The following is a 26,402-nucleotide window of genomic DNA, read 5'->3' on the forward strand; positions in this document are numbered from 1 at the left end:
CTTACTACAGATTGTAGTGGATGATTATTTCGCCCACAGAATTTGTTTACTTTTTGTAAAGATCCTCTTCTTCCCAAAAATCAATCAGGTTATGTTGATTGTCGAATCAGTCGTTAAGTTAGGCAGTTGAGCGACTTATTCGCGATTCGTGACACCAATGCGGCGTGTGATGCGAATCTGAGGCGGCGAAGAAAGGGGCACAACATGCCAGCATCCTGGCATAAACACGCGCGTGTTAACGTGCTGTGGCGTAGAAGGTTTAGACTCGTTCTGAACCTGATGGGCGTTGCTGTGTTTGCTCTCCTGGGTGCTGCTGGTTTCTCTCAGGCTATGGATATTCTGCCAGCTCTTTCAGGTAGTTCTGTTGACGCCTTCAAGGTTGTCTGGGTCGCGGCAACGGCCGGCATCGCCTTGTACGCAGTCGCAGCCTCCGTTGTGCTTGTCCGCATCCGCAGGAATGACTCTTTGTCCATCCTGCAATTGCGTCAGGACCGAGCCGATGCGATGGCGCGCATTGACCGCCTTGAAAGCTTGCTGGAAACAGAAGACAGTCTCCTTTTAGTCTGGGATGGTGAGGCCAAACATCCCGGTGTTGCCGGGCATCTACCTGAAAACCTTGAACTTGCAGGCGGCCTTTCGCAGCTCGTCGAGTTTGAGACATGGTTGGACGTCAAATCCGCCGAGGCCCTGCGCGCTTTCTTGGAGCATTTGCGCGGCCATGGTGAAGTCTTCCGGTTAACCTTAACGACCACCGACGGGGTCTATCTGGAAGCATCCGGCCATACAGCAGGTGGATTGGCAGTCCTGCGCCTGCGTGATTTGACCGGAGACCGTCAGCTCAGCGCCCGCCTTGCTGAGCAAAACAAAGAACTGCGCGAGCAGATCTCCTCGCTTCATAGCCTGTTGGATGCACTGCCGGGGCCTGCATGGCAGCGCGACAACCATGGCCAGCTCGTCTGGGTCAACTCAGCTTATGTGGATGCTGTCGAGGCCGAAAGCACCCGCACTGTGGTTGATGAACAGATCGAGCTTCTGGAAGCTAAAGGCCGCAACAAACTCAACATGATGCGCCAGACTGACGGTGTCTATCATTCGCCAATGCCAGTTGTGGCAGCGGGTGAACGGCGCGTCTTTGAGTTGACTGACGTGAATTCTGAGCATGGCAATGCCGGTCTTGCTCAGGACATTTCCGAGCTTGAACGTGTACAGGGGCAGCTTCGCCGCACACTAGAGTCCCATACGCGCACGCTCGATCAGCTTCAAACACCTGTGGCCGTGTTTGGCGCTGATCATCGTCTCCAGTTCTACAATGCAGCCTATCGCTCCCTATGGGATATCGATCAGAGCTTCCTGGAGACCAAGCCGGAAGAAGGCGAGCTGCTCGACGCCCTGCGCGCAGCTCGTAAACTGCCAGAGCAGGCTGACTATCGTGGTTGGAGAAACAAGCATCTGGAATGCTACCACGCCTTGGATGCACAGGCGTATTGGTGGCATTTGCCAGATGGACGGACCCTCCGCGTGATCGCCAGCCCGCATCCGCAAGGTGGTGTGACGTACTTCTATGAGAACGTGACCGAGCAGTTGGATCTGGAAAGCCGCTTCAACGCACTCACCCGGGTACAGCGAGAAACGCTCGACCACCTGACAGAAGCTGTCGCCGTGTTCGGCTCCAACGGACGCATGCGCCTGTCTAACCCGGCCTTTGCCGAGGTCTGGGGCCTGTCTCAGGAGTTCCTCGAAGCAGATCCGCATGTCAATGACCTGCTGGACACCTGCAAGGAGCTGATGGGTGAGTCCGATCGTTGGCAAGAGCTCGCCCGTGGCGTAACAGGCCTGTCCGACAACCGCACCAGCGTTTCTGGTCGCATGGAGCGGATCGACGGGTCTGTTATCGACTACGTCACCGTACCGCTGCCAGATGGTGGAACGCTACTCACCTTCGTGAACGTCACTGATACGGTCAACGTGGAACGTGCCCTCCACGCCACCAATGATGCGCTTCAGGAAGCCGACCAGCTCAAGAACGCCTTTATTCAACACGTGTCTTACGAGCTGCGATCTCCGCTGACCACCATCATCGGCTTCGCTCAGTTGTTGGGTGATGCCAAGTTCGGCGATCTGTCTCCGAAGCAGGAAGAATACACCGACTACATCCTGTCATCCTCGTCTGCTCTGCTGCACATCATCAACGACATCCTTGATCTGGCAACCGTTGATGCTGGCATCATGGAACTCGAAATCTCCGAGGTCGATGTTGCGCAGACGGTATCTGAAGCTGTCGAAGGCCTGAAAGATCGTCTGGTCGAATCCAACATCACGCTCCGCACCCACATGCCTGAGGGTATTGGCCATCTCAAAGCAGATGAGCGTCGATTGCGTCAGGTTCTCTTCAACCTGCTCTCCAACGCAATCAGCTACTCCAACAAAGGCGGCTTGGTAGACATCAGCTGCCAGCGAGAGGAAAACGAAATCCGCTTCCGCATCAAGGATCATGGTGCAGGCATCCCTCAGGAGATGCTGGATCAGGTCTTCTCGCGCTTTGTAGGCCGCGGTGCAGGTGGAAATCGTCAGGGCGTTGGCCTTGGCCTGTCGATCGTGAAAAGCTTTGTCGAGCTCCACGGCGGTAAAGTCGATATTTCCTCCGCCGAAGGGCAGGGCACCACAGTGGATTGCACCTTCCCGCTTGAGCCGCATGTCCATTCGCTGGAAGCGGCGGAATAACTCATCCTTCAGTTTTCGGTCAGATAAATGCCTCTGGGGCTTGAGTTCCCTTGCTGGTTTTGGCAAGTGCTTACTCTTGAGGAATTCCGAGCGCGTCGTGTGTCTGCAAATGAACGCGACCTGCTCTAATAGATTGGTACGTATCCTTGGTAAGTAAGTTCAGTCTTTCTTTAAGGGGACGCTTGGAAAGTATAGATTAGAGCATTCTGCGTGAGCGCGATTATGTGCAGCTGCTCTTGAGGCGAATTGTATGAAGGTACTTCTCGACAATCAGAGAGCAACAGAGCTCTTTGCTGCGGATTTGGCTGAGCTGCTGAAAGAGGGAGACGTACTTGCTCTTTCCGGAGATCTGGGCACGGGCAAATCCACTTTGAGCAGAGCACTGCTGCGGCATCTGGCAGCTGACCCTCATCTGGAAGTCCCAAGCCCCACCTTCACACTCGTTCAAACCTACGACCTGCCGAGAATGTCTGTCGCCCATCTCGACCTCTATCGCATTGAAGAGCCGGAGGAGTTGGAAGAGCTCGGGCTCGACGAATATCTGGAAACCGGCGTCGCGCTGATTGAATGGCCAGAGATGGGAGATCCCTCCTACTGGCCAGAAGCGCTGGACTTGAAGCTGACAGAAGGCACCGAGCCAGACACTCGCGAGATCACCCTCACAGCCAACTGCAAAAGCTGGCAGAACCGCCTTGACCGCCTCGCTGCCCGCCGCGCTCTGCTGCAAAAATCCGGCTGGATTGATGCAGAGCGCGAGCATGTGCAGGGCGATGCCTCCATGCGGACCTATTTTCGACTTCACAAAAACGGTGAGACAGTCGTCTTTATGGATAGTCCGCCAACTGGGCCAGAGCCGCGTCTGCCCACTGGCAAAACCTACGGCGAAACCGTACATCGCGCCAAGGACGTCACTGCCTTCTTCGCCGTCGGCAACGCCTTGGCGGATCATGGGTTCCGCGTACCAAAACGACTGGCCGCCGACCCGGAAAACGGATTGGCGCTGCTGGAGGATTTCGGCGACCAGATCATCACCGAAAACGGTGAGGCGGTCAAAGAGCGCTACGAGCTGGCCATTGATGACATCGCCCGGCTCCACAGCTGCGACTGGCAAACAGAGCTGCAGGCGGATGGTAAACCCCATCAGCTGAAACCCTGTGATTTCGAAGTGCTGATTACGGAAGCTGACCTCTACCTCCAATGGTATCTGCCTTACGCCAGTGGAGAGCCTGCGACTGAACAGCAAGGCCGCGACTACGTTGAAGCGTGGCGAGAGCTGCTGGAGCCAGTCCTCCAGAGTGAACCAACACTGCTTTTACGGGATTACCACAGCCCGAATATCATGTGGTTGCCAGAAGCATCAGGCCTCAATAAGCTGGGTCTTATTGACTACCAAGATGCAATGATGGGCCCCGCGGCCTATGATGTTGCCTCGCTCGTGTACGATGCACGCGTGGACATGCCAGCCGACCTGCAGGAGCATTTGCTGCAGAGATATTGCGACTTGGCAAGAAAACATAAACCCATTTTTGATGAAATGGCGTTTCGGAATGCTGTTGCTGTGTTGGCGTTGCAGCGCAATGCCAAAATCCTTGGCGCGTTTGTACGTCTTGATAAGCAGCTCGGAAAACCTAAATACATGGAGATGCTTCCTCGCATCCGCAATTATGTGCGGCAGTGCTTTGCACAATTAGGGGAAGTAAAACTCAAACCCATGTTCACTGTCATACTCTCGTCAAATGAGACGAGCCAAAGTGGCGACTGAAACAAGAGAACAAAACGACAGAGACAACGAGATGCCTAAAGAAATTTCCTTCCACCCCAAATCGGCAATGGTTTTGTCCGCAGGGCTGGGTAAACGTATGCGGCCCCTGACGGCGACAACCCCAAAACCTCTCATCGAGGTGGACGGTAAGTCGATGTTCGCGCGCGCAGCATCACGTTTGAAGGATGCTGGCCTCGAAACCTGCGTTGTCAACGTGCATTACCTTGCAGACCTTGTAGAGGCCCATGCTCGCAGGTTTGAAGGCTTGGATGTCAAGATCTCAGATGAACGCGAAGAGCTTTTGGATACCGGTGGCGGCATTAAAAAAGCCCTGCCAATTCTGGGCACCGATCCGTTCATCCTGAAAAACTCCGACAGCTTCTGGCTGGAAGGGGTAAAGCCGAACCTGGATCTCCTCGTAGAAACCTGGGATGACCATCAGATGGATATGCTGATGCTGCTCGCACCAGCCGTCAATGCGGTTGGTTATGACGGCAAAGGCGACTTCCTGATGGACGATGAAGGCAAGCTGGAACGCCGCGATGAGCGTTCTGTGGCACCTTTCATCTATTCCGGTACCGCGATGATCCATCCACGGCTGTTCAAGGATACGCCGGAAGGCCCATTCTCCCTCAATCTGCTGTTCGACAAAGCAATTGAAAATGGCCGCCTCTTCGGTGTCGAAGGCGATGGCCTTTGGCTGCACGTTGGAACGCCCCAAGGCCTCGATGACGCCGAGCGCGCCATCGCCAACAGCGCAAACTAATTTAAAAACAGGACAGGCCCGCCAAATTGTGCGGGCCACCTCAGCCAACCTCCCCCATAGCTGATGCGCCAATACTCAATGTATTTGGGAAACTTCCACAAACACCTGGGCTCTGGATACCGGATCACCGCTCCGCTCGTCCGGCATGACGGCAGAGGATAAATCGTGGGACTGAGTGATTTCCATTCAGAAAATGCACCCTCTATGACGTCATCCCTGACTTGATCAGGGACCCATAACCCCTTGAGTTTGCGGATTAACAGAGCACATCCCACAAAGAACATGCCCTAAATCCAATCCCCATCAACGCATCAAAAAACACACACGAAGATGCTGGCCTGCGGGCACACTTCGCCCGGCCGCAGACCAGCAGGACACTCATGAAGGGCTGCGCAAGGGTGGTCGAGGCCAGCCCTTGGAGTGCCGTTCACAGTGATCTAATCAAGAGACACAGTTTTAGAATTGACCAATGTTGGAGAGGCGACGCTGCGTGTCGCGTGACCGGAAAATCCTTTAGGGAAGGACGTGCCAGACAACGCATCAGTCAAAATTCCGCAGGTCTTATTCAGTGCCTCTAGGCGGTCAGATAATGCATGGTGCAAAGTGAAGAGAACGTCACGTTCACTGCTGTTCTTCATCCGCTCGCTCAGCACCAGATGCTGCATATAAGCTAGGTTCTGAAGATCAGAAACAGCAAAGTTCACGTCGTCAATTTCATTCTGAAGAGTATTTGTGGCGCCACAGGCGCATGCAGTGTCGTCCATAATCAAAGCCCTCACGTGGTTGGCTGTTGAATGAACCGCACGATAAACGAGCTTTCGACGGCCCGCTGGCGAGCGGGAGGTTCGAAACCTGACCACGGCAGGCGAGTTTATTCCCTCCCGAAGGAAGTATTGTATTCACCGCCCTCCCGCTCATAGCAAAGGGTTTGCGCCTTTGGAAAAAAGGCACAAAAAATCCGCTAGTTACGGGAGCGGGTACCGCGTGGAAAGAGGTTTCGAAGCCTCACATATGAATGTGGAATGGAACCGCCCACCTGTCAACGAAAAGTTGCAAAAGCAAAAGAACTGTTGCCGCAGGGATACGCTGGACACCAACCAGCTTCTCCCTCGTCATCTCGCACAAGCGCAGCACGATGCAGGACCCAGAACCCCACTCACCAACGCCAGTCCCCTTGGCTCTGGGTACCGGAACTCCGCTTCGCTCCGTCCGGCATGACGGCGATGGTGAGGTTTGGAAAGACACGCACCCCTCCCGCCGTCTTCCCGCACTCGATGCGGCAACTGTGTTTATGCATTGAATGGAACACCATCCCTGAGCAGAGCATTGGCTGTGATGAGTATCTTTCTCGCCAGAGCAATCATTGCCGCTTTGAAGGGCTTCCCTCTTTTGATGAGGGCTTGAGCAAATGAAGCAAAATGAGAATTAGATCGTGCAGCTGTAACCGCTGCCATATAAAGCGCGTTCCGCACGCGTTTGCGCCCACCCTTAATGGCCCGATGGCCGCGAAACTGACCACTATCTACATTGAAAGGAGCAAGGCCAGCCAGAGCGGCAATGGCTTTGGGCGATGCGTGCCCGAGCTCGGGCATCAAAGCTAATAGAGTAGTTGCAGCAACAGGGCCTACGCCGGGAATAGAGCGTAATAGCTTGTTATCATGAGTAAATTCGGCTGTCTCTTTGAGCAGTGTATCTCGCTTTTGCTCAATGAATTTAATTTCTTCATTCAGCCAACTGATATGGCGTGCGATGCTGGCATGTTCCTCAGATAAAGCTTGGGCCAGGCGTTGGCGTTCTTTCTTACGTGTATCAACAAGCTCATCCCGCCGTTTGTGCAAGGCCGCTAGTTGGTCGCGTTCTGGTGCTCGTTGTGTGGTGGCGTCAGGTTTGAGGCATTTGCCCATGTCTGCCAGCATGCGTGCATCTATCTGATCGGTTTTTGCCATCTGCCCGAGGGCTCGAGCAAAATCCCGCGCCCGCGCTGGATTTACCCGGGAAAACCGGATCTTCAAAGTGTGGAGAGCATGCGTCAGCTTCCTGTCATAACGTCCCGTAGCTTCAAAGATAATGTTCAAGCTGGGCATGTCAGGTAATGCAGAAAGCCAGGCGGAAATCGCTTCACTGGTATTTTCTATCTGTAAGTGCTTTGAAGTGCTCTCCTCAAAAATATCCAGATAGGCTTTAGAGATATCGATACCAATATAGAAAGGGTGTAAGGTCATGGAGCCTGTCCCTGTGCTACGTGGTCCGCAAAAGCGGCCACCATCAACTGTTCAGGTTTGGTAATACATGCGAGGCGGGGTCTGGCCGCGTCACGATCTCAAGCCGTGCTGGACTCTGATCTGGGATCCAACGACCTCCGCCTCGCTACCATTCAAGCACAAAACAAACACACAGGGATCCAGAACCCCACCCACTAACACCAGCACTCATGGCACCACATAGCGGACCTCCGTCCCGCCAACACGCACGCAGACAGGACCAGCCAACACCCTCACGTGCTACCTACACCAGCAAGACTGGCTTCAATCTCTGCGACTGCAGTACCCACGCCGTCTTCGCTTTGCAGGTGCAAGGCAAGGTCACTCGCGTTTTTCTTCAGTGAAGCGTCATTGACTGCAAGGTGAATGGAGTGTGCCAACTTGTCAGCAGTTAAGGCTTTGCGGGGCACAGGTGGGGCGCCAACGCCCAGAGCAACACTCTTTTGAGCCCAGTAGGGCTGATCGCCGAAGAAGGGGCACAGAACGCAAGGCACGCCTGCGCGGAAACCTTGAGCAGAGGTTCCCATGCCGCCATGGTGCGCCACAGCTGCCATCTTCGGAAACAGCCACTCATGCGGAACATCAGAAACACTCAGGATATCGTCGCTCTCAATGGCATCAAACCCAGCCCAGCCAGTTGAGAGGACACCGCGAACATTCGCCTTTCGCAGGGCCTCAACAAGAACCTCTTGCAACGCTTTCGGGTCCTCAACTGTCATACTGCCAAACCCAATGTAAACGGGTGGAGGTCCACGCTCGAGGAAACTGCGCAGATTTGCTGGTGGCTCATAGTCCCCGTCAGACTTCAAACTCCAGTAACCGCTCATAACCGCCTCATCCGGCCAGTCCTTTGGCCGGGGAACAACCCACGAGCTGATCGCATGAAGCGTCTTGATTGGTAGGACGCCACGGGGAAACAAAACCTCATTGCGATGCCGGATTGCTGGCAGTTTCAGAGCCTTCGTGCGCAATTGATTGATTGATTTACGAAAAGCCGAATAAGAGAGTTTGACGAGTGCGTACCCCAGCTTGTTGTAGCCCGGTATTGGCAAGCGGGGCATCCCCGCCACAGGGAACTCGTTTGTTGGAACGATCATCGGCTGCAACAACCCCATCACAGCCGGAATGTTCAATGCTTCTGCAATATGAGGCGCAGCCATCACTTTGGGGTGGAAGACTATAAGATCAGGCTGAACGGCTTGGGCAGCCTGCCACGCATCACGGTTGAGCCCATCGTTCAGCCGTCCGGATTTCTTCGCGAGCCGTGTACCTGCTGCAACTCTCTTTAAGAGCCCGGATGATCCCTCCAGCGCCGCAATCCCGTCAGGAGTGGTCATCAGATCAATCGTGTCGTTCGAAAGTGGCTCAAACGCCAGACCGAAACTCTTGACCCAGTCACCATACTTTTCAGCACTGCTGAGTGTAACCGTGTGACCACGAGCTGTAAGCCCGCAGGTCAATGCGATAAAGGGCTCCACATCTCCGCGAGAGCCGTAGGTCAAAATGAGAATCTTAGCAGGCTGCAACATCCGGCAGAGTATAGACCGCTTTCAGTGCAATGCCATCAGGTTAAGCCCCGCCTTGCAAAGCTTACGCTCACCTCAATGGGATACTGGTTTTTCAATTGCCCATTGAGGTAAGCGTGTAATTGGCACTTGTATCACGCAGGCACAGTCAGGTCCTGTGCCAACATCATCGCGTTGCCGTCTGGGTCGTAAAACGTGGCTGTGCTTACCATGCCCTCGATGGTTTCGGTCGCACCGTCAAACTTCACACCCGCAGCTTCCAAAGCACCGCGCGCACTCTCAATATCACCAATGCCAAAAACAGGAACGGTATTGCCGGGGGTAGGCTTTGTCTGTTCACCCAGCCCAAGTGTGACGCCAGCAGTTTTTGTCTTCATCTCACTCCAGCCAGCCTCATCAATGTGATGGATCAACTCAAAGCCGAGCATGGAGCTGTACCATTCAGCGCTCACATGGCGATCACGAACAGAAATGGCGAGGGTAATCGTATTTTCCAAAGAAACTAAGGACATCAAACTTTCCTTTTGTGAAAAAATAAAGTAACTATACTTTATGGACATTGCGACACTTGTCAAGCTCACTTCTCGGGCTTGGTCTCTAAACATTCTGGCCCTATTACATTCAGGGGTTCCCGGCAGGCAGGCTCCGTTGCTGGCCGCATCTGGTGCTGGCCGCACGTCATTCGCGGCCAGTCTTGAGCATCTCACCCAGCTCAAACTCTTGGAGAGGAACCCGGGCCACGGCCACCCACTCCGCCCGGAGTTCCGCTTGACCCCAAAAGGTGTCAAAGCCGCCGAAATCGCCAGCAGGATCGTGGCCGCAGTTCCCGATGAAAAGGAATTTGCCTTACTGCGCAAAAGCTGGACGGTTCCCATTCTGGCACTCACTGCTACCCCCCAGCGCTTCTCGGGAATAAGATCAGACCTGACGACAATCACCGACCGCGCATTGTCAGCCTCGCTGGTTCGGCTGGAAGAGCGGGAATGGATCAAACGCGACATCAACATGTCCGAGCGCCAACCATTCCCCACCTACTGTGCTGCAAACACCGGCATCCAAATCAACCACGCAATTGACCTGCGGGCGTGAGTGAGGCGTGGGATTGGCCCCTGAAAATACAGGGACACAAAACGCATTCCTGCAGTTGCGTATTGGCGATGTGTCATTGCAACATGAATAAATTACAAGCCCTCACACAAGGGCCACCAAGTGATTTAGTTGAATGGATTTCTCGTAGAGACGCGTATGCAACCAATTTTCAGCGCAATATTAAAGGATCAGATTAATTTTCTTCTGTTCCGCCCAATCAAGCCGCCACTGGGCAGGTCTTATTCAGCCTACTTAGCTTGGGGCTTGCTCGTCACCTGGTTGGTGGGCATCGGTCGTTATTGGGATCATCCCTCCGCAGAGCTGTGGCAATATGCAGGCTTAGGCTCGGTTTTGTATATCTATGTCTTGGCTGGTCTGGTTTGGGCTATAGCGCAGCCTTTGAAACCTAAGAACTTCAGCTATAAAAATATCCTTCTATTCATCAGCCTTACCTCACTCCCTGCCGCTCTTTACTCCATTCCTGTTGAGCGCTTTATGTCGCTAGGAAATGCGAAAGTTGCGAACATGCTATTTCTTGCTGTTGTCGCAAGCTGGCGAGTCGCATTACTGGCAGTCTTTTTGCAAAGAGTTGCCAAACTTAGTGGCAGAGCTGTTTTCGTGGCAACCGTTCTGCCTTTAACATTGATTGTGACAGCGCTTGTTGCCCTCAATCTGGAGCACGCTGTATTCGAGGTCATGGGTGGGTTACGTGATGAGACATCGAATGATGCCGCCTATTTCATCATGATTGCAATCAGCACTCTGTCCATAATAGCAACACCTATTTTCGTGATTTGGTACGGCTTCTTGGTTTACTTTGCGCATAAGAAACCAGCTTCACCATGAAACTCGCGGGGATATAAAACCGCGCCGTGCTTTTTGCTGTGTGATCCGCTGAAAACTGAACTAAAAAGGAGCATTCGGTTCTGTTCAGGAGGCTCCGGTGGCGGCCACCCCAAGTATTTTCAGCGTTTCCCCATCCACGCCATTTCTGCAGGCAACTGTGGAAGCCTTGCTCTCTGGGCAATTGATCCCGGGTTTTCAGGCGGATGACGATCCACTGGCGCTGGCCGACGTCACCATCTACGTGCCAACCCGCCGTGCTGCCAGAACCCTGCCGGATGTCTTGCGTAGAGCTTTGGGCTCCAAAGCCGCCTTGCTACCGAAGATCCTGCCACTCGGTGACGTGGACGAGGAAGAGCATATCCTGAAAGGTCATGGAGATGGCGAGGCGCTGCCACCCGCAATGTCCACCATGGAACGTAAACTGGCCATGACACGCCTTGTCTGGGCATGGAAAGGTCAGCTCCGCCGCCAGATCCTTCAACTCAAAGAAGATGATCCTGCCCGCGTTCCAGCGTCCTCCGCTGATGCTGCATGGCTCGCGGGCAACCTGCTCACGCTTATGGATGAAGTGCAGACAGAGGAAGCCAGCTGGGCAGAACTGGGCAGTCTTGTCCCCGATGACCACGCTGAATACTGGAAAATCACGCTCGAGTTCCTGAAGATCGTCACTGATCTGTGGCCTGAGCACCTCAAAGCCATCGGCATGATGGACCCGAAGGAGCGTCGCTCAGCCCTCATCCGCGCAGAAGCCGCCCGCCTGCGCACAACACCGCCACGCGGTCCGGTAATTGTAGCTGGTGCAACCGGTTCCTTCCCAGCCACCGCCGAGCTGATGAAAGCCGTGCTGAGCCTGGAGAACGGAGCCCTTGTCCTTCCTGCACTCGATATGGGCATGGATGACGAAAGCTGGCAGGCACTTGGCAGCCCAACAGAACCACAACGCGTTCCCGGCCACCCGCAATACAGCCTCCGCCAACTGCTCTTGGCGCTGGGCATAAAGCGAGAAGACGTCACGCAACTGGGCGCACCGCAAAGCGAAGCCCTGCGTTTGCGTTGTGAGATCGTCAACGAAGCACTCCGTCCGGCAGAAACAACAGAAGAATGGCAAAACTTCTTCACCTCGCAGCTGGCAGACCACAGAGAGACCGCCTTCGCAGGCACGCAGCTGATCACAGCGCGAAACGAATCCGAAGAAGCGCTCTCCATCGCCCTGCTGCTGCGTGAAGCGGTGGATGCAGGCAAAACAACCGCGCTGATCTCACCAGACAGAACACTGGCCCGCCGTGTGGCTTCAGAGCTGACCCGCTGGGGCATCATCGTGGATGACACCGCTGGCCGCCCGCTGGAGCAAACACCGCCCATGGTGCTTGCCATCCTCACCGCAAAGCTCGCCCTGCAAGGCCTCGATCCGGTCAACCTGCTGGCCCTGCTCAAACATCCGCTCGCCTTCCTCGGCATGAAGGCCAAGGAAGTCCGTTCCGCCGCCCGCGCATTGGAACGCGGTGTCCTGCGTGGCCCGCATCCAAGGCCGGGCCTCAGTGGTCTGCGTGAAGCAGTGGCAGCTGCCCATGATCTGGCCATGGAGAAGGCCGACAGACCAGTTTCCCGCTGGCGCAAGCTGGTGGAAGAAGACTGGGCCGCCATCAACACCCTGCTGGACCGTCTGGAACAAGCCCTCGGCCCTTTGGAAGCCCTGCTGCAAAACCCAAATGAGATCCCGGTCGAAGACATCATCAAAACCCATGTGGATGCCGTCCTGCTGCTTGGGGCTGATGAAAACGGCTCCACGGAAGAGCTGTTCAGTGGCGAAAACGGTAAGGCGCTCGCCGAGACCCTGACGTCCTTGCTGGAAGCTGATGCTGCGGGCCTCTGCGTGCCTGCCAATGAATGGCTCGGCGTGTTCGGCGCTCTCATCACCGGCGGCGCCGTCCGCTCCCGCACACCTGCCGACCCACGCATCCACCTGCTCGGACCCATGGAAGCCCGTTTGCAGCGCTACGACCTCGTCGTCCTCGGTGGCCTCAACGAAGGCACATGGCCGCAGCGCACCCGTAACGACCCATGGCTCAACCGCCCCATGAAAGGCCAGATCGGCCTTGACCCGCCAGAGCGTAAAATCGGCACCTCCGCCCACGATTTCCTCTGGAACCTCGGCGCGCCGGAAGTGGTGCTCTCCCGCTCCGAGCGCGTGGATGGTTCCCCAACCGTGGCCTCCCGCTGGCTCCAGCGCATCGTCACGCTGGCAGGCCAAAGCGTAGAGCAGCAAATGCGCGCCAAAGGCAAGCGCTACACCGAACTTGCCCTTGTGCTCGACCGCTCAGAAACACCAGTCCGCCCAGCCAAGCGCCCTGAGCCAAAACCGCCAGTGGAAGCGCGTCCGGTTCAGCTCTCCGTAACAGCCATCGAAAATCTGATCCGCGATCCGTACCTCATCTATGCCAAAAACGTCCTGAAGCTGGATGAAGTTGACCCAATCGGCGGCGAACCGGGCGCTGCCGACAAAGGCAACATCATCCACGATGCCCTCGCAAACTTCCTTGAGGATTGGGATGGGCCATTCGACGACAAGGCAGTTCGAGCACTAAAAACCGAAGGTGGCCGCCTGTTCCGCCCACTGGATGCCTTCCCTGCCATCCGAGCCCTGTGGTGGCCGCGCTTTGAGCGCATCGCGGAAGAGTTTGTCGCTTACGAAGGTGAAGTTGCGCCGAAGATTTATGACCGTTTCCTTGAGGAATACGGCAAAGTGGAAATGCAGCGCCCGGAGCGCAACTTTACGCTCACAGGCCGTGCAGATCGCATTGACCAGATGAAAGACAACAGCTTGCGCGTGGTGGACTACAAAACCGGCCAGCCGCCCTCCGCCAAACAGGTCGAATCGCTGCTCTCACCACAGCTGCCACTGGAAGTCGCCATGATCCGCCGTAAGGGCTTTGAGGATTTGCCCCACGACATGCCCATCTCCGACATGCTCTACATCCAGCTTAAAGGCGGCAGTGATGCCGTGAAACTGGAGAGCCGTGTACCAAAGGAAAGCACCGCTGAAGAATTGGCAGAAGAAGCATGGAAACGCTTGGAACAGCTCGTCGCCGCCTATGAGAACCCACGCAAAGGCTATCTCTCCAGAGCACGTGTGCTGAAGGAGAGGGAATGGGCCGCCTCCTATGATCATCTTGCCCGCGTGCAGGAATGGTCCCTTGGAGAAGACGGGGAGGATGCATAATGGATATTCCGGCAAAAACCCTCGACAGCCAGCAACGCGCCGCTCATCCTGAAAATTCTGCATGGGTGAGTGCAAACGCAGGCTCCGGCAAAACCTTCGTGCTTGCCCGCCGCGTCGTCCGCCTGCTGCTGTCCGGCACGGACCCATCCCGCATCCTCTGCCTCACCTTCACCAAGGCAGCCGCGGCAGAGATGGCAACCCGCGTATTCGATTCCCTCGCCAAGTGGACACAGCTGAGCGATGCCGAACTGGCTGCTGAGATTGAGGACATCGAGGGGCGTCCAACCTCTACCAAGCAGCTGGCTAACGCCCGCCGCCTCTTCGCCAAAGCACTGGAAACACCGGGCGGTCTGAAAATCCAGACCATCCACGCGTTCTGCGAAGCGCTGCTGCATCAGTTCCCGCTGGAGGCCAACGTTGCAGGCCACTTCTCCGTACTGGATGACCGCCTTGCTGAAGAGCTGCTCAATGAGGCCCGCGCTAGCGTTCTGCACAGCGCAGAGATTGAGCCGGGCTCCGACATCGGGTCAGCTCTGTCCCAGCTTATCGAGTTATTACCGGATTCAGGCGTTGAGAAAGCTCTCTCTGAGTTGATCAGCCGCCGCGATGCGTTCTACCGCTGGGTTGCTCCTTATGGTGACCTGGAAAGCGCTGTTTCCGCGCTATACGCTGATTTCTCCGTCATGCCGAATGATGATATATCTGGCTTTGCATCTGCGTTGCGACGGAATATTTCTCTCTCTGACGACGAAGTAAAAGCGTTTGCGGAGGCCTTACGCGTCGGCTCCAAGACAGATCAGGACCGAGCCGCTGCTCTGGATCAGGCCATCACGCACAAAAACGACGAAGTCTGGCGCATCGCATGGTTGAAAATCTTCCTCACTGGAACCCTTAGCCCGCGCAAGTCTCTCGCCACCAAGAAGGTCCAAACAGCCTTTCCGGAAGTAGTCGAGCGCTTGTTTGCCGAGCAAATGCGCGTATTGGAGGCTCTGCAGCACCTGAATGCCGTCGTAACGGTTTCTGGAACCAAAGCGATCCTCACCCTATCAGATGCGGTTCTACGCTATTACGAGACGGAAAAACTCCGTCGCGGTTATCTCGATTTTGAAGATCTGGTGGTTAAATCTGCGCAGCTCCTGTCCCGCGCTGAGGCCGCTCAATGGGTGCAGTACAAACTGGACCAAGGCCTCGACCACATCCTCGTTGATGAAGCACAGGACACCAGCCCGCGCCAGTGGGAGGTGATCCGCGCGCTGGCAGAAGAATTCTTCGCTGGTGACAGTGCGCGAGAGAAAGTCCGCACCATCTTCGCGGTGGGGGACGAGAAGCAATCCATTTACTCTTTCCAGGGCGCTGTTCCGGCTTACTTCGCTGAAATGCGCAAGTTCTTCGCCCGTCGGGCTGAGGAAGCGCAGAAGAATTTCGAGGGCATCGAACTCAACCTCTCCTTCCGCTCCACACCGGATGTGCTGGGCGCGGTCGATAAGGTGTTTGACACACCGGAAACCTACAAAGGCCTGTCACAGGACAACGTAGCGCCCGTGCATGAAGCCATCCGCCACAATGATCCGGGCCGTGTCGAAATCTGGCCTCTGGAAGAGGCCGTAGAAACGCTGGAACCAGACGACTGGACCCAGCCCATTGATGCCATCGGCACCGGCAACCCCATGCTGCGCCTTGCCACCCGCATAGCAGAGCAGATCAAGGACTGGGATCAACGCAAAATCGCTGGTCCGGGTGATGTTTTGGTGCTGGTCCGCAAGCGCGGCCAGTTTGTGGAAGCGCTCAACCGCGAGCTCAAACGCTTGGATGTTCCCGCAGCCGGTTCTGACCGCTTGGTCCTCACTGACCACATCGCCGTCAAAGATCTCGTTGCGCTGGGCCGCTTTATTCTGCTGCCGGAGGATGACCTCTCTCTCGCCTGCGTCCTCAAAAGCCCGCTCTTTGGCTTGGTAGATGATGATCTCTTCGAAATCGCTCACGAAACACCGGGTGTCCCCAGACCGGGTACCCTCTGGCATGAGCTGCTGAGAAAATCAGAAAACAGCGAGAAGTGGCAGGAAATTCGCAAGCAGCTGGTTGTCTGGCGTGATCGCGCAGACTTCGTTCCACCCTTCGAGTTTTTCGCCAAGATCATGGGAACCGACGGCTATCGCCAGAAGTTCCGTGAGCGTCTTGGCACGGAAGTCGATGACGTGCTTGATGAGTTCCTTTCATTGACGCTCACCTATGAAAAGAGCGGCACCCCCGGCATGGAAGGCTTCCTTGCGTGGCTGGCAGAGGCTCCAACCGAAATCAAACGCGAGCTCAACGCCGCCAAAGGCATGGTCCGCATCATGACGGTCCACGGCTCCAAAGGCTTGGAAGCGCCCTACGTTATTCTCGCTGACGGCTGCAATGCGCCCGTCTCCAGCCTGCATGCGCCGGTGATGGTTGAAAAACAGCGGGCAGGGGATACGCAGGCAGCGCCCGCACTCGTCTGGCTGCCCAACAAAGCACAACGCACCGAATGGCATGAAGAAGCGCTGGAACTGCTGGCAGAAGAGCAGAAAGAAGAATACCGCCGCTTGCTTTATGTGGCTCTCACCCGTGCCAAAGATCGGCTCGTGGTTTGCGGCTGGTCGCCAAAGCGTGGCCCCCATGAGGACTGCTGGTACACACTCACCCGCAACGGTTTGATTGAGGAAGCACGCGAGCAAACAGATGCCAACGGCGAAGTGTCAGCGTGGATCTGGACCAAGAATGGCATAGAAAAGCCAGAGCCGATCCTGCCACAATCTGAGAAGATTGAGAGCCGGAAACAAGCTGTTATGCCGGACTGGGTCTCAACAAATGTCAGTACGCCTGAGCGTATCCGCCGCGTAAAACCATCTGCCGCCTTTGAGGAGATGGAAGCAAAAGAGAACATCGAGCAACAAGACCCGAAAGATGCTCTGGAAGCAGCCCGCCAACCAGAAGACTGGCCGCTGGTCCGTGGCCGCATCGTTCACAGACTGCTGGAGTTCCTGCCCGATCTGCCAGAAGAACAACGTGTGGCATCTGCAGAAAGGTTCCTTGCCAGTTCCCTGCCAGAACGGTTTGAGGACAAAAAAGAACGTCTGCTGGATGATGTGTTGGGTACGCTGGGCAACCCAGAGTTTGCAGAGCTGTTCAGCGCCAATGGCAGAGCCGAAGTTCCAATACAGGGTATGCTTACGGGAGAGGATGGCAAGCCGGTTGAAATCTTCGGTCTGATTGACCGTTTGCTGGTCAATGACGAAGAAGTGATTATTCTCGACTTCAAGACAAATGCCTACGTCCCAAGGAGCGTGCACGAAGTCTCCGAAACGTATGTTGCGCAGCTGGCTGTTTATAGAAAATTGCTTTCTGAGCTTTATCCTGATCGGAGAATAAGAGCGCTGCTCCTCTATACGTCAGGTCTCCATTTGGTAGAAATACCAGTGGAACTGATGAAATCTTTTAAATTCTAGTCGAATGTTGAGAATTCGTTCGCTTGACGCTCGGCACTTGCGTTCTTACTTTCAGGGCAACAGAGTTTGCTCAGTTGGGGCGACTCAACCTGCACTATGAAAAGAGGCAAAAATGGCCACTGTGAATGTTGAAGACGGTAACTTCGAAGCTGAAGTACTCCAGAGCTCGACCCCTGTTCTCGTAGATTTCTGGGCGACCTGGTGTGGTCCTTGTAAAATGATTGCGCCGTCCCTGGAAGAAATCTCTGAGGAAATGGCTGGTCAGGTCAAAGTTGCTAAGTTGGATATCGACAGCAACCAGCAGAGCGCAATGAATTACGGCGTTCGTTCTATCCCAACCATGATCCTGTTCAAGGATGGTCAGCCAGCTGCAACCCTCGTAGGCGCACAGCCTAAGGGCAAAATTGCTGATTGGATCAAGCAGTACTCTTAATTTTGAGGGTATCTGCAACGAAATGCTGAGTAAAATCGGGCATTCTGAGGATCTCCGGTCATGGAAGTGGCCGGAGGTCTTTTGTTTTTGTCAAACAGCGACTAAATAAAGACCGGATAGATTTTTGCGCGGGCGCCTTAGGGCAGCCCTTGCAGTGCTTTGCTCCATGGTAAAAAGAGCAAGTTTTAAGAGACGGGATGACGATGAGCGATCAAAATAAAACTCCGCAGGCAGAAGAGCAGGTAAATCCGGAAGCTGTGGTTGACGAAACTGCGAATGGAGCCGAGCAGGCAGAAGTTGCTGCGGAAGTAGATCCAATCGAGGCGCTGAGAGAAGAAAACGCTGCCCTGAAGGACCGCGCTTTGCGCACCATGGCAGAAATGGAAAACCTGCGCCGTCGGACTGAAAAAGAAGTTAAAGACGCCAAAGCCTACGCAGTTGCAGGTTTCGCGCGTGACATGCTGGTGGTCAATGACAACCTTGGCCGTGCAATCGATGCATTGCCAGATGACGCACGTGAAAACGACGAGAACCTGAAGGCGCTGGTTGAAGGCGTTGAAATGGTAGAGCGCGAAATGCTCAACCACCTGGAAAAACACGGTGTAAAGCGTCTTTCTCCAGAAGGCGATAAGTTCAACCCGCACTTCCATCAGGCGATGTTTGAAGTGCCGAACACAGAAGTTCCAAACAACACTGTGGTTCAGGTTGTTCAGGCTGGCTACGTCATCGGCGAGCGCGTCCTGCGTCCTGCAATGGTCGGCGTCTCCAAAGGCGGCCCAAAAATCGCTCCAGTTGCCGACAAAACAGCAGAGCCAGGCTCCACAGTAGACAAAGAAGCCTAAACACCAAAGCCCTCAAAACACCGAGGGCTTCTCAAAGAATTTCAAAACGGAGGTCGCTATTCGGCCTCCGTTTTTATGTCAGAATCCGCTTTATAGCTTTACCTTTTGGCGGGTATACACAAGATTACCGCTACCGTTGGAGCCAGTTGTCTCCACCATGATTTCGCTGCTGCCATCTATGCGCTGAAACTCCACAAAGCCAACTCCGCTACGAATGCCGTTCGCGCAGTTTGTCTTCCATGAGACCAGACCGTCACTACGCGCTTCCGAAAAACCTTCAAGCTGTCCACCCTGACATAAAGTACCGAGTAGCCTCCGAACTTGTGCAGAGCTAAAACCTGCAGGGTTATATACGCCGCTAAGCGATCCTTCGCGTTCTTTTGCACCAAAGTAATCAGGATTCTTTTTGGAAATACCGGCACTGCTTGAACAGGCGGTTAATGCGAAAGCAATCGCAATTGGAACAATAACTCGAGCAACCATAATACAACTCGCTATTCTCATAACTATATTATTTCTAGGCACAACTGTTGGCTTTTGGAGATTTCGACACCTGCCTTGTGCTGCGCTTTGTCTTATGCATTCAGAGAAGGTGAAGCAATCTAAAGTTGAAAAAAGGTTCAAGTATACGCTATTGCTTGGCCTTACTGACAGACCACTTTACTCTAGGGCTCCGATCAATTGGAAATCTCTCAGCTCTCAAAGGAAGCAAGGCTTGCTTGCAATCTGATCGGGCTTCGAAGATGCATGTAAATAGTTGTAGTTGAATGTATATTTATCTTTGGTGATCTATGTGGAAATGGCCTGCCTTTTTCTGGTTAGCAGCTATCGCTGCTGTGTTGTGGCTAGCTCCGGTATTTGTAGATCACGTTGTTATAGAAGCCTATTTTCCGATGCAGGCTCGCGGCGATAAACTGTTCTATCCGCGCCAAAATGCAGTGTTTATCCCAATTCTTGCTGCAGTTTTATTGTTCGCCATCTGGTTATGGCGGCGGCCATTTGCACCTTTCATCTATAAGTGCGGGCTTTTGATACTTGCCTTAGCAGCTCTTTCTCCATTTCTGCCTCGAGTTGAAACAGATTTTCAGCAGGTTTATTGGATAGGTAAAGCCAGATATGAAATCCCATGGCAATACGCGCCATCCCGAGGAAGTATCCGTCCGGGAGGTGATCTCTTTCAGGTGCGTGTCTCTTTCCCTGATATGACACCTCTATATGAGAGCCGGCAAAAAACAATCACTATCGGAAGAGCTCTGTATTTTCAGTTTAGTATAAATGCCCTTGGGCCCGCCAAACTGTGTAAACCTCTTTTTGGAAAGCTACAGTGCCAGTGGTTGCGTGGAGAGGTCGTGTACAGTGCTACTGGTGATAAAGATCTGTTTCCAGATGATCCTTCAAGCTTGATGACTCCCGTTGAAAATTTGCTTGATAGCTTTCAAGTTCCAGTATCACCGAGGTAACCGCTTTTGTGCTGTGCCAGTCTAGATTGGCTTAACTGGAGGGCCTGGCCCGGATCATCCTTGAATGAGGGTTTCCCAAATAAATTCAAAGCGGAGGTCACTATCCGGCCTCCGTTTTTTGTTGCGGGGATGCCAGAAGCTCTGCAAGAAACGCAGGGCTGATTTGAAGTTCTTGGCGCTGTCCCCAAACCCTTCACAGGATCTAAGGCTATTTAAATCTCACAAATGAAGTAGTGTAGTTCTCCGGTTGCTTTTTTAAGATGGCTGGCTAAAACCACCAGACTTGAAACCAACGAATTTGCGGGCATGACGTAGATGCAATCTGAGATCTGGCAGTATCTGGACTTTTTGGGAGTGGCCGTTTTCGCCGTGACTGGCGGTTTGGTGGCTGCACGTCTGCGTCAGGATTTTATCGCTTTTTTGTTCTTTTGCTCGCTGACCGGAATTGGTGGCGGGACTCTGCGTGACACTCTTCTTGATGTGCCAGTGTTCTGGGTTGAGAACGAGAGCTACCTCTATGTCTGCCTCATCGTCTCTGTCATCATGTGGTTTTACGCGCATAAGGTTGAAGCATGGGGCCGTCCGCTACGCTGGCTGGATGCTGTTGGGGTCGCATCTTACTCAGTCATGGGCGCTGCGAAAGCGATCTCGCTTGGTGACAACGCTGCGGTAGCCGTGCTGATGGGGGTCGCATCGGCAACATTTGGCGGAATCCTGCGCGATATCATTGCTGGCCAGCCCTCTGCCTTACTGCAAAGAGAGATCTATCTGGCAGCTGCGTTTGCTGGTGCGATCACTTACTCCGTCACGCTCATGGCAAGCGGACAAAGCAACCTTGCGGCTGCCCTTGGCTTTGCCATGGCCATGGTTCTGCGCGGTGGTGCAATCGCAAAAGACTGGCACCTGCCCAGCTACACACCACCGAAGAAAAAAGACATGGATGAGCTGGACTAAGGTCCTCAGCTGGAGCGTGTTCCCGAAAAACGGCTCTGATTTGCGGACAAGACTACGCACGCAATAAAGAACTAGAGCTACGTGCCTGCACGCAAAACGCTCTAAACGCGCAAATAAACGTGTCCGGCAACGGCAAGATCAGCCAGAGCCGTGCCTGTTGATTTGAAAAGCGTGATTTGCTCGTAAAAGCGCCGTCCTGCCCGGTCACCCTGACACAACTCCGCCAGATCAGACGCAATGTCCTGCAAGTTCAGAACGCCATCGGCGAGCGGCTCTTTGAGATCACCAGCGGTTGTTGGTGTGTTGTCATAGCTGTCCAGAAACAACCGCGCCTGTGAGATAACCGTATCATCGCACTCACGCTGATCAGCATGCATGGAGCCAACCAGATCCAGATGCGTTCCCTCTTGTAGCCATTCCCCTTGAATGATCGGCGTGTTCGCACTCGTCGCACAGCACACAATATCTGCGCCTCTGACAGCGCCGCCCAGATCCGTTGTCGCTGAAACTTTAAAAGGCTGCCCCCGCATTTGCTCCACCAACTGCTGAGCTGCAGCAGGGCTTCGGTTCCAGACCAGAACCTCCTTGATGGGGCGGACAGAAGCATGCGCATCAATCAGATAAGGTGCAAGGTTTCCAGCACCCACCATCAGCAAACGGGAAGAGTCTTCGCGCGAAAGATAAGAGGAGGCCAGCGCGGATGTTGCAGCTGTGCGCCAATTGACGAGCGCTCTGCCATCCAGAAGTGCAAGCGGCGTCCCCGTTTTGCCAGACTGCAAAAGATACACGCCAGCAACAGCCGGTGCGTCATGCTCCAGTGATGTGGGAAGACAACTTTCCAGACGCGTGCCAATAAACCCGCGCTCAACAGTGTCTTGAGCCGCAAAGTCATGCCATGCAGAAGAGATGGTGAGAGAGCCGTCATCAAGGCCGGTTGGACGTGCAATTCTTTGTGTGTGCGGGGAAGGGGCCACCACACCAACACGAAATGCACGTCTCAGCGTCTCAAGAAGATCGCGAAAGCTCATCACCCCCTCAATGTCCTGAGCTGTGATGATCCGCATTCGCAATCCCCGTGTTAAACGTCAGGGCAGAGTAATAAAGCGGTTAGGCTGCTTTTTTATGGTCTGGTGCAGGCAGGCCGGGTGCAATGTCACCCTGTGCCACCTTACGCAGTGAATCCGCTTCATGTTTAAGTTGGTTCGCTTCGCGTCGTTGAACACGAGCCTCTTTACGAAACCGTCCTTGTCGCATCCAGGTCGCCACTCCGCCAAGCATCACGCCCAGTCCAACAGCGCCAAACAGCAACCAGAAAACCGGGATGTTGAACGTCAACATCGGGTCCTCTGGGTTAAAGGGGTTAAGCGAAATCAGCGTGGAATGCCGGTTCGCAACCGCAAGTACAACAAGTAGAGCTGCTATAGGTATAAGCAGCAAATTCCGAAGGAAACGAGCCAATGTATTACTCCAGGATCAGTCGTCTTCGCCGTGATCCGTACCGTCGTTCAGTCGTTCGCGCATTTCTTTGCCGGTTTTGAAGAACGGAACGAACTTTTCGCCAACTTCAACTTTTTGGCCAGTTCTTGGATTGCGTCCAACGCGTGCCGGGCGGTTCTTCACTGAGAACGCACCAAAGCCACGCAGCTCGACGCGGTCACCGCGCATCAGCGCTTCAGTAACTTCATCAAGAATGGCGTTTACGATATTCTCTACATCGCGTTGATAGAGATGCGGATTACGCTCCGCAATAGTCTGTACTAATTCCGATTTAATCATGCTTTGCCCCCCCAAGTGCTGAGACTGTTGCCGCATCCGGAGCCTGCCAAACAGACACGAGACCGTCAAGCGGTAGGCTTGAATCTACGACACTTTTTGCTGTTTTGAGAAGTGAGATGACCAAATTCTGGTTCTCACTACCCAAAAAGCCTAATAAATTTGCAGGGAACGGGAGTGACCGCTCGTCTGATTCTGGTTTCCAGTCGATTATTTCCAAATCACTGGAAAGTCCTTTTTCGTCAATAAGCCACTGATGCGCGGCCTGCTCGCCACCAATCTCATCGATCAGTTCAAGGTCTTTTGCCTGGTGCCCGGTGTAAACCTGACCGTTCGCCAGCTGAAGTGCACGCTCTTTAGAAAGGCCTCTGCGTTCTGCAACAAGTCCAACGAACCACATATAGGTATCGTCAATCAGTTCCTGCAAAGTTTCCTTCACTTCAGGCGTGGCTGGCTCGTAAAAGTTTGGCTCAGCTTTCAATGGTGCGCTTTTAATCGCATCCATTTCAACGCCAATCTTCTCGAGCAACCCTTTTGCATTGCCATACTGGAAGAGAACACCGATAGATCCGGTCAAAGAGGTGTATTGAGCAACAAGGTGATCACTGGCAATTGCGGAAAGATAAGCAGCCGAAGCGCCAAGCGTCGTGATGGACGCTGTCAAAGGCTTCTTCTCAGCAATCTTGCGCAGCGCATTGTAAAGCGCTTCACCACCGGAAGTGGTGCCACCTGGAGAATTAATGGAGACGATGACACCTTGCACGGTGTCATCTTTTGCGATTGCTTCAAGCATCTCCAACTGGCGGCGATCATAGGTGATCGGTCCGTTGATTTCGATGCGAGCAATATGCTTTTCAGAACGGGCAAGCTCACCAAGGCCAGTTGCCTCAGCGCCTCCCCACAACAGCAAAGCTGCAAGTGCTAAAAAACTAACGACGCGCCAGAACGAAACTTTACGTCTCAGGCGTCTGCGATCAATAAGAACGTCACTGTCTAGACTCATGGGGTCTTCCCGGTCAAACTCATTTAAGCGACTATAGGGAAACAATACCTAAGCTTTTGAATAAGCCAAGTGTTCTTTCTCTGCAGACGGTAAAAACACGACCATAAATTAAGCTTTGTCCCTGCCAAACGGTTAATTTGGGGAAGTAGGCTCTTAATTCTCCGAAAATTTCTGGTTGTAATGCTAGTCGACTAAGATGCCAGAGAAAATGGCGATACTATGTTATTTTGCGTTTTCCTCTGCTTCCATAAGGTCTTCTTCGTGCGTAATCGCACTTTCCATCAGTGCGCGCCACATGGTCTCATAGGTCTGCGCATTCAGGCCATGCGCGCGGGCATGGGCTTTTACGTTGCTGGCAACTTCCTCAACCCGGCTTTCAATGCGGGCAGACAGGCCAATTGGTTTTTTGATTTCAGCGGCGCGTGTGATGTAAGTCCAGCGCTCTGCAAACAGGGAAATCAGCTCGGAATCCAGACGATCAATTTCTGCGCGGATCTGAGTCATATCGTGACATTCGCTAGCAGAGTTCTTCATTAGTTTTTTGCTGCCTATCGGATTGAATGACGTGGCTGGGGAGTGCCACCTTTTGAAATGTCATACCCGAAATAAATGCATGGTCGCAACTAGCATATGTTTATCGCATAAAAAATCCGTTCCGTTCATCAGGAGGTGGGGGGGAGCTGAGAACGGAACGGGATCTGTATGGCCATGGGGCCAGTTGGACTTTTCGTCTTTTTTGGGCCACTGTTTTATCGATTGCTCTGAAAACCGATAGGTTCAGTGATCTTAATTCTTGACGCGAGAACTAGGGGCATAGTTCACCGCGCGCTGTTGGAAACCCAAAGCCGATTGCTGCAAGGACGGCGTAAAACGGGTTTCCAGTTAGCCCTGCGGTTTCGGGCGGACCGCTAGGGCATTCCGAAGTCTTGAAGCTGCCGGACCTTATTTTTGTTATTGGCCTCAACGATGTTTCAAGACAAACAGCACAGTGGAGTTTGAGAGAATGGGATACTCTCTTGCTCGCCATGTAAAGTAATATACAGATGTTACTTGAAGATAAATAGAAATCAGAAATAGAAAATTTCAAAAAGTGACTCTATCCTAGGTGGTGTATAGCAAATTAAAAGTTGTTATCAAAACTTATCATCAATTTACTATTGCTTATCTATTATGTTTATTTTGATTAAAGTGAATTAATATTTACATTAATTAAAATTGAGCACATGTAAATGCTCCATATCACACAATTTGCTTTGTTTCTTTCTGGTGAGGAGGAGTTGTGGCGTTAAAAAAGGGGCGTTTCCGCCCCTTTCTGATCGTACAGGTTTAAGATCTCTCCGATTAATCGAGAGAGAATGGCATCCCGCAAATTGCGACAGATGCCTTCGCAAAATTGTCCAGCCTAAATTGAGCGCGTAATTCCGCCATCAATGCGGATATTTTGTCCGGTCATGTAGCTGGAGGTGTCTCCGGAAAGGAAAGCAATCAGATCAGCCACTTCCTGCGAGGTGCCATAACGCCCCATTGGAATACGACCCCGGCGCTCTTCCTTCTCTGGCAAGCTGTCAATAAAGCCCGGCAGCACGTTGTTCATGCGAATGTTTGAGGAAGCATACTTGTCTGCGAACAACTTGGTAAAAGCAGCAAGGCCAGCTCTGAACACGCCGGAAGTCGGGAAAAGCTCCTCAGGTTCAAACAAGGCATAGGTGGAAATATTGACGAAGCTGCCTTTGCCCTGAGCTTCCATGATTGGGGTAACGATGCGAGTGATACGCACCACGTTCATGAGATAGAAGTCCATCCCTCTCGCCCAATCTTCATCGGTGAGCTCAAGGACCGGCCCTTTAGGCCCATGGCCAGCACTGCTGACAACCGTATCAATACGGCCCCACTTGTCCATCGCAACATCAACAAGACGCTGGAGGTCCGCAGTTTCAAGGTTGGAGCCAGTCACACCGACACCACCAAGTTCCTCAGCCAGCTTCTCGCCTTTGCCAGAGGAAGAGAGGATGGCGACTTTATAACCGTCCCCTGCCAGCTTACGTGCAGCAGCAGCACCCATACCACTGCCACCAGCAACAATCAGCGCAACTTTCAAATCACTCATGAAACCCTCCTGAATTAAATCAGGACTATTCCATTTTCTGCTGGGCAATAAATCAAGTGACGATTTGTCATCACCCTGAGAGAAACCATGCGGAGGAGACAATATTTCTAGAACTGAGGGCCCTAACGGAAATGTGAGAAATTCAAATGCTCAGATTTCAATAAAATAC

At 53.5% G+C, this 26,402-nt stretch carries 23 protein-coding genes; 12 read left to right on the plus strand and 11 right to left on the minus strand.

Features of this window, described 5'->3' with window-relative positions; genetic code table 11:
- The first annotated feature begins 204 nt into the window (after positions 1–204).
- The 3 genes from PsAD46_RS03025 (at position 205) to PsAD46_RS03035 (ending at position 5,249) form a co-directional block, all read left to right on the plus strand.
- On the plus strand, positions 205–2,721 hold the full coding sequence (locus PsAD46_RS03025; RefSeq protein ID WP_208981636.1) for a PAS domain-containing sensor histidine kinase: 2,517 nt from the start codon (positions 205–207) through the stop codon (positions 2,719–2,721).
- Between the two features lie 250 nt (positions 2,722–2,971).
- Positions 2,972–4,483 (plus strand): tRNA (adenosine(37)-N6)-threonylcarbamoyltransferase complex ATPase subunit type 1 TsaE, encoded by a 1,512-nt coding sequence (gene tsaE / locus PsAD46_RS03030; protein ID WP_057462954.1) that lies wholly within the window; start codon positions 2,972–2,974, stop codon positions 4,481–4,483.
- Positions 4,484–4,514: 31 nt separating this feature from the next.
- Positions 4,515–5,249, plus strand: a complete 735-nt coding sequence (locus PsAD46_RS03035) for a nucleotidyltransferase family protein (RefSeq protein WP_057463236.1) — start codon at positions 4,515–4,517, stop codon at positions 5,247–5,249.
- Positions 5,250–5,686: 437 nt separating this feature from the next.
- Here PsAD46_RS03035 and PsAD46_RS03045 read toward each other — a convergent pair whose 3' ends face one another.
- On the minus strand, positions 5,687–6,013 hold the full coding sequence (locus tag PsAD46_RS03045) for a hypothetical protein (RefSeq protein ID WP_063294233.1): 327 nt from the start codon (positions 6,011–6,013) through the stop codon (positions 5,687–5,689).
- A 371-nt stretch (positions 6,014–6,384) separates the two neighbouring features.
- Between PsAD46_RS03045 and PsAD46_RS28035 the strand changes: the two genes are divergently transcribed.
- Positions 6,385–6,549 (plus strand): hypothetical protein, encoded by a 165-nt coding sequence (locus tag PsAD46_RS28035; protein WP_193776900.1) that lies wholly within the window; start codon positions 6,385–6,387, stop codon positions 6,547–6,549.
- Here the strand turns inward: PsAD46_RS28035 and PsAD46_RS03050 are convergent.
- The 3 genes from PsAD46_RS03050 to PsAD46_RS03060 all read right to left on the minus strand — a co-directional run bounded on the left by PsAD46_RS03050 (position 6,539) and on the right by PsAD46_RS03060 (position 9,548).
- On the minus strand, positions 6,539–7,471 hold the full coding sequence (locus PsAD46_RS03050; RefSeq protein ID WP_063294232.1) for an IS110 family transposase: 933 nt from the start codon (positions 7,469–7,471) through the stop codon (positions 6,539–6,541). The two genes, PsAD46_RS28035 and PsAD46_RS03050, sit on opposite strands and share 11 nt — an antisense overlap.
- Positions 7,472–7,743: 272 nt before the next feature.
- Complete coding sequence (locus PsAD46_RS03055; protein ID WP_206599609.1) at positions 7,744–9,012, minus strand: glycosyltransferase; 1,269 nt, start codon at positions 9,010–9,012, stop codon at positions 7,744–7,746.
- Positions 9,013–9,170: 158 nt separating this feature from the next.
- Positions 9,171–9,548 carry a VOC family protein gene (locus PsAD46_RS03060; protein WP_063294230.1) on the minus strand — a complete coding sequence of 126 codons (378 nt, stop codon included), beginning with the start codon at positions 9,546–9,548 and terminating at the stop codon, positions 9,171–9,173.
- A 136-nt stretch (positions 9,549–9,684) separates the two neighbouring features.
- Here PsAD46_RS03060 and PsAD46_RS03065 point away from each other — a divergent pair, with 136 nt between their 5' ends.
- The 6 genes from PsAD46_RS03065 (at position 9,685) to grpE (ending at position 18,936) form a co-directional block, all read left to right on the plus strand.
- Positions 9,685–10,125, plus strand: a complete 441-nt coding sequence (locus PsAD46_RS03065) for a winged helix-turn-helix transcriptional regulator (protein ID WP_208981637.1) — start codon at positions 9,685–9,687, stop codon at positions 10,123–10,125.
- Positions 10,126–10,281: 156 nt separating this feature from the next.
- Positions 10,282–10,971 (plus strand): hypothetical protein, encoded by a 690-nt coding sequence (locus tag PsAD46_RS03070; protein WP_063306106.1) that lies wholly within the window; start codon positions 10,282–10,284, stop codon positions 10,969–10,971.
- Between the two features lie 97 nt (positions 10,972–11,068).
- The gene (gene addB, locus PsAD46_RS03075) at positions 11,069–14,191 is read left to right on the plus strand and encodes a double-strand break repair protein AddB (RefSeq protein ID WP_063306107.1); all 3,123 of its coding nucleotides are present in this window, start codon (positions 11,069–11,071) and stop codon (positions 14,189–14,191) included.
- Entirely contained in the window at positions 14,191–17,661 is a 3,471-nt protein-coding gene (addA, locus tag PsAD46_RS03080) for a double-strand break repair helicase AddA (protein ID WP_063306108.1), read from the plus strand. Before addB ends, addA begins: the two co-directional genes overlap by 1 nt.
- Positions 17,662–17,773: 112 nt before the next feature.
- The gene (trxA, locus tag PsAD46_RS03085; RefSeq protein WP_063286502.1) at positions 17,774–18,094 is read left to right on the plus strand and encodes a thioredoxin; all 321 of its coding nucleotides are present in this window, start codon (positions 17,774–17,776) and stop codon (positions 18,092–18,094) included.
- 197 nt (positions 18,095–18,291) lie between these two features.
- Positions 18,292–18,936 (plus strand): nucleotide exchange factor GrpE, encoded by a 645-nt coding sequence (grpE, locus tag PsAD46_RS03090; protein WP_084404312.1) that lies wholly within the window; start codon positions 18,292–18,294, stop codon positions 18,934–18,936.
- A gap of 90 nt (positions 18,937–19,026) precedes the next feature.
- Here the strand turns inward: grpE and PsAD46_RS03095 are convergent, their stop codons facing one another.
- On the minus strand, positions 19,027–19,419 hold the full coding sequence (locus PsAD46_RS03095; protein ID WP_057462710.1) for a hypothetical protein: 393 nt from the start codon (positions 19,417–19,419) through the stop codon (positions 19,027–19,029).
- Between the two features lie 308 nt (positions 19,420–19,727).
- Between PsAD46_RS03095 and PsAD46_RS03100 the strand changes: the two genes are divergently transcribed.
- Together PsAD46_RS03100 and PsAD46_RS03105 are read left to right on the plus strand one after the other, a co-directional pair.
- Positions 19,728–20,396 (plus strand): hypothetical protein, encoded by a 669-nt coding sequence (locus PsAD46_RS03100; RefSeq protein ID WP_063294226.1) that lies wholly within the window; start codon positions 19,728–19,730, stop codon positions 20,394–20,396.
- A gap of 315 nt (positions 20,397–20,711) precedes the next feature.
- A complete protein-coding gene (locus tag PsAD46_RS03105; protein WP_063294225.1) occupies positions 20,712–21,350 on the plus strand; it encodes a trimeric intracellular cation channel family protein in 639 nt (212 codons plus the stop codon).
- Positions 21,351–21,451: 101 nt separating this feature from the next.
- On the opposite strand, the gene PsAD46_RS03110 is transcribed toward PsAD46_RS03105, so the two are convergent.
- From PsAD46_RS03110 to PsAD46_RS03135, 6 genes are all read right to left on the minus strand, one after another.
- Positions 21,452–22,414, minus strand: coding sequence for an ornithine cyclodeaminase family protein (locus PsAD46_RS03110; protein WP_063306109.1), 963 nt, complete (start codon positions 22,412–22,414; stop codon positions 21,452–21,454).
- 43 nt (positions 22,415–22,457) lie between these two features.
- Positions 22,458–22,688, minus strand: a complete 231-nt coding sequence (locus PsAD46_RS03115; RefSeq protein WP_063304296.1) for a LapA family protein — start codon at positions 22,686–22,688, stop codon at positions 22,458–22,460.
- 135 nt (positions 22,689–22,823) lie between these two features.
- Positions 22,824–23,126, minus strand: a complete 303-nt coding sequence (locus PsAD46_RS03120) for an integration host factor subunit beta (RefSeq protein ID WP_057462715.1) — start codon at positions 23,124–23,126, stop codon at positions 22,824–22,826.
- Positions 23,119–24,126 (minus strand): signal peptide peptidase SppA, encoded by a 1,008-nt coding sequence (gene sppA / locus PsAD46_RS03125; RefSeq protein WP_057462716.1) that lies wholly within the window; start codon positions 24,124–24,126, stop codon positions 23,119–23,121. The genes PsAD46_RS03120 and sppA overlap by 8 nt, the downstream gene beginning before the upstream one ends.
- A 222-nt stretch (positions 24,127–24,348) precedes the next feature.
- Positions 24,349–24,660 (minus strand): chorismate mutase, encoded by a 312-nt coding sequence (locus PsAD46_RS03130; RefSeq protein ID WP_057462717.1) that lies wholly within the window; start codon positions 24,658–24,660, stop codon positions 24,349–24,351.
- An 868-nt stretch (positions 24,661–25,528) separates the two neighbouring features.
- Complete coding sequence (locus PsAD46_RS03135; RefSeq protein ID WP_063306110.1) at positions 25,529–26,233, minus strand: SDR family oxidoreductase; 705 nt, start codon at positions 26,231–26,233, stop codon at positions 25,529–25,531.
- Positions 26,234–26,402 lie beyond the last annotated feature (169 nt).

The organism is Pseudovibrio sp. Ad46, from assembly GCF_001623065.1.
In the GTDB taxonomy this organism is placed as follows: Bacteria; Pseudomonadota; Alphaproteobacteria; order Rhizobiales; family Stappiaceae; genus Pseudovibrio.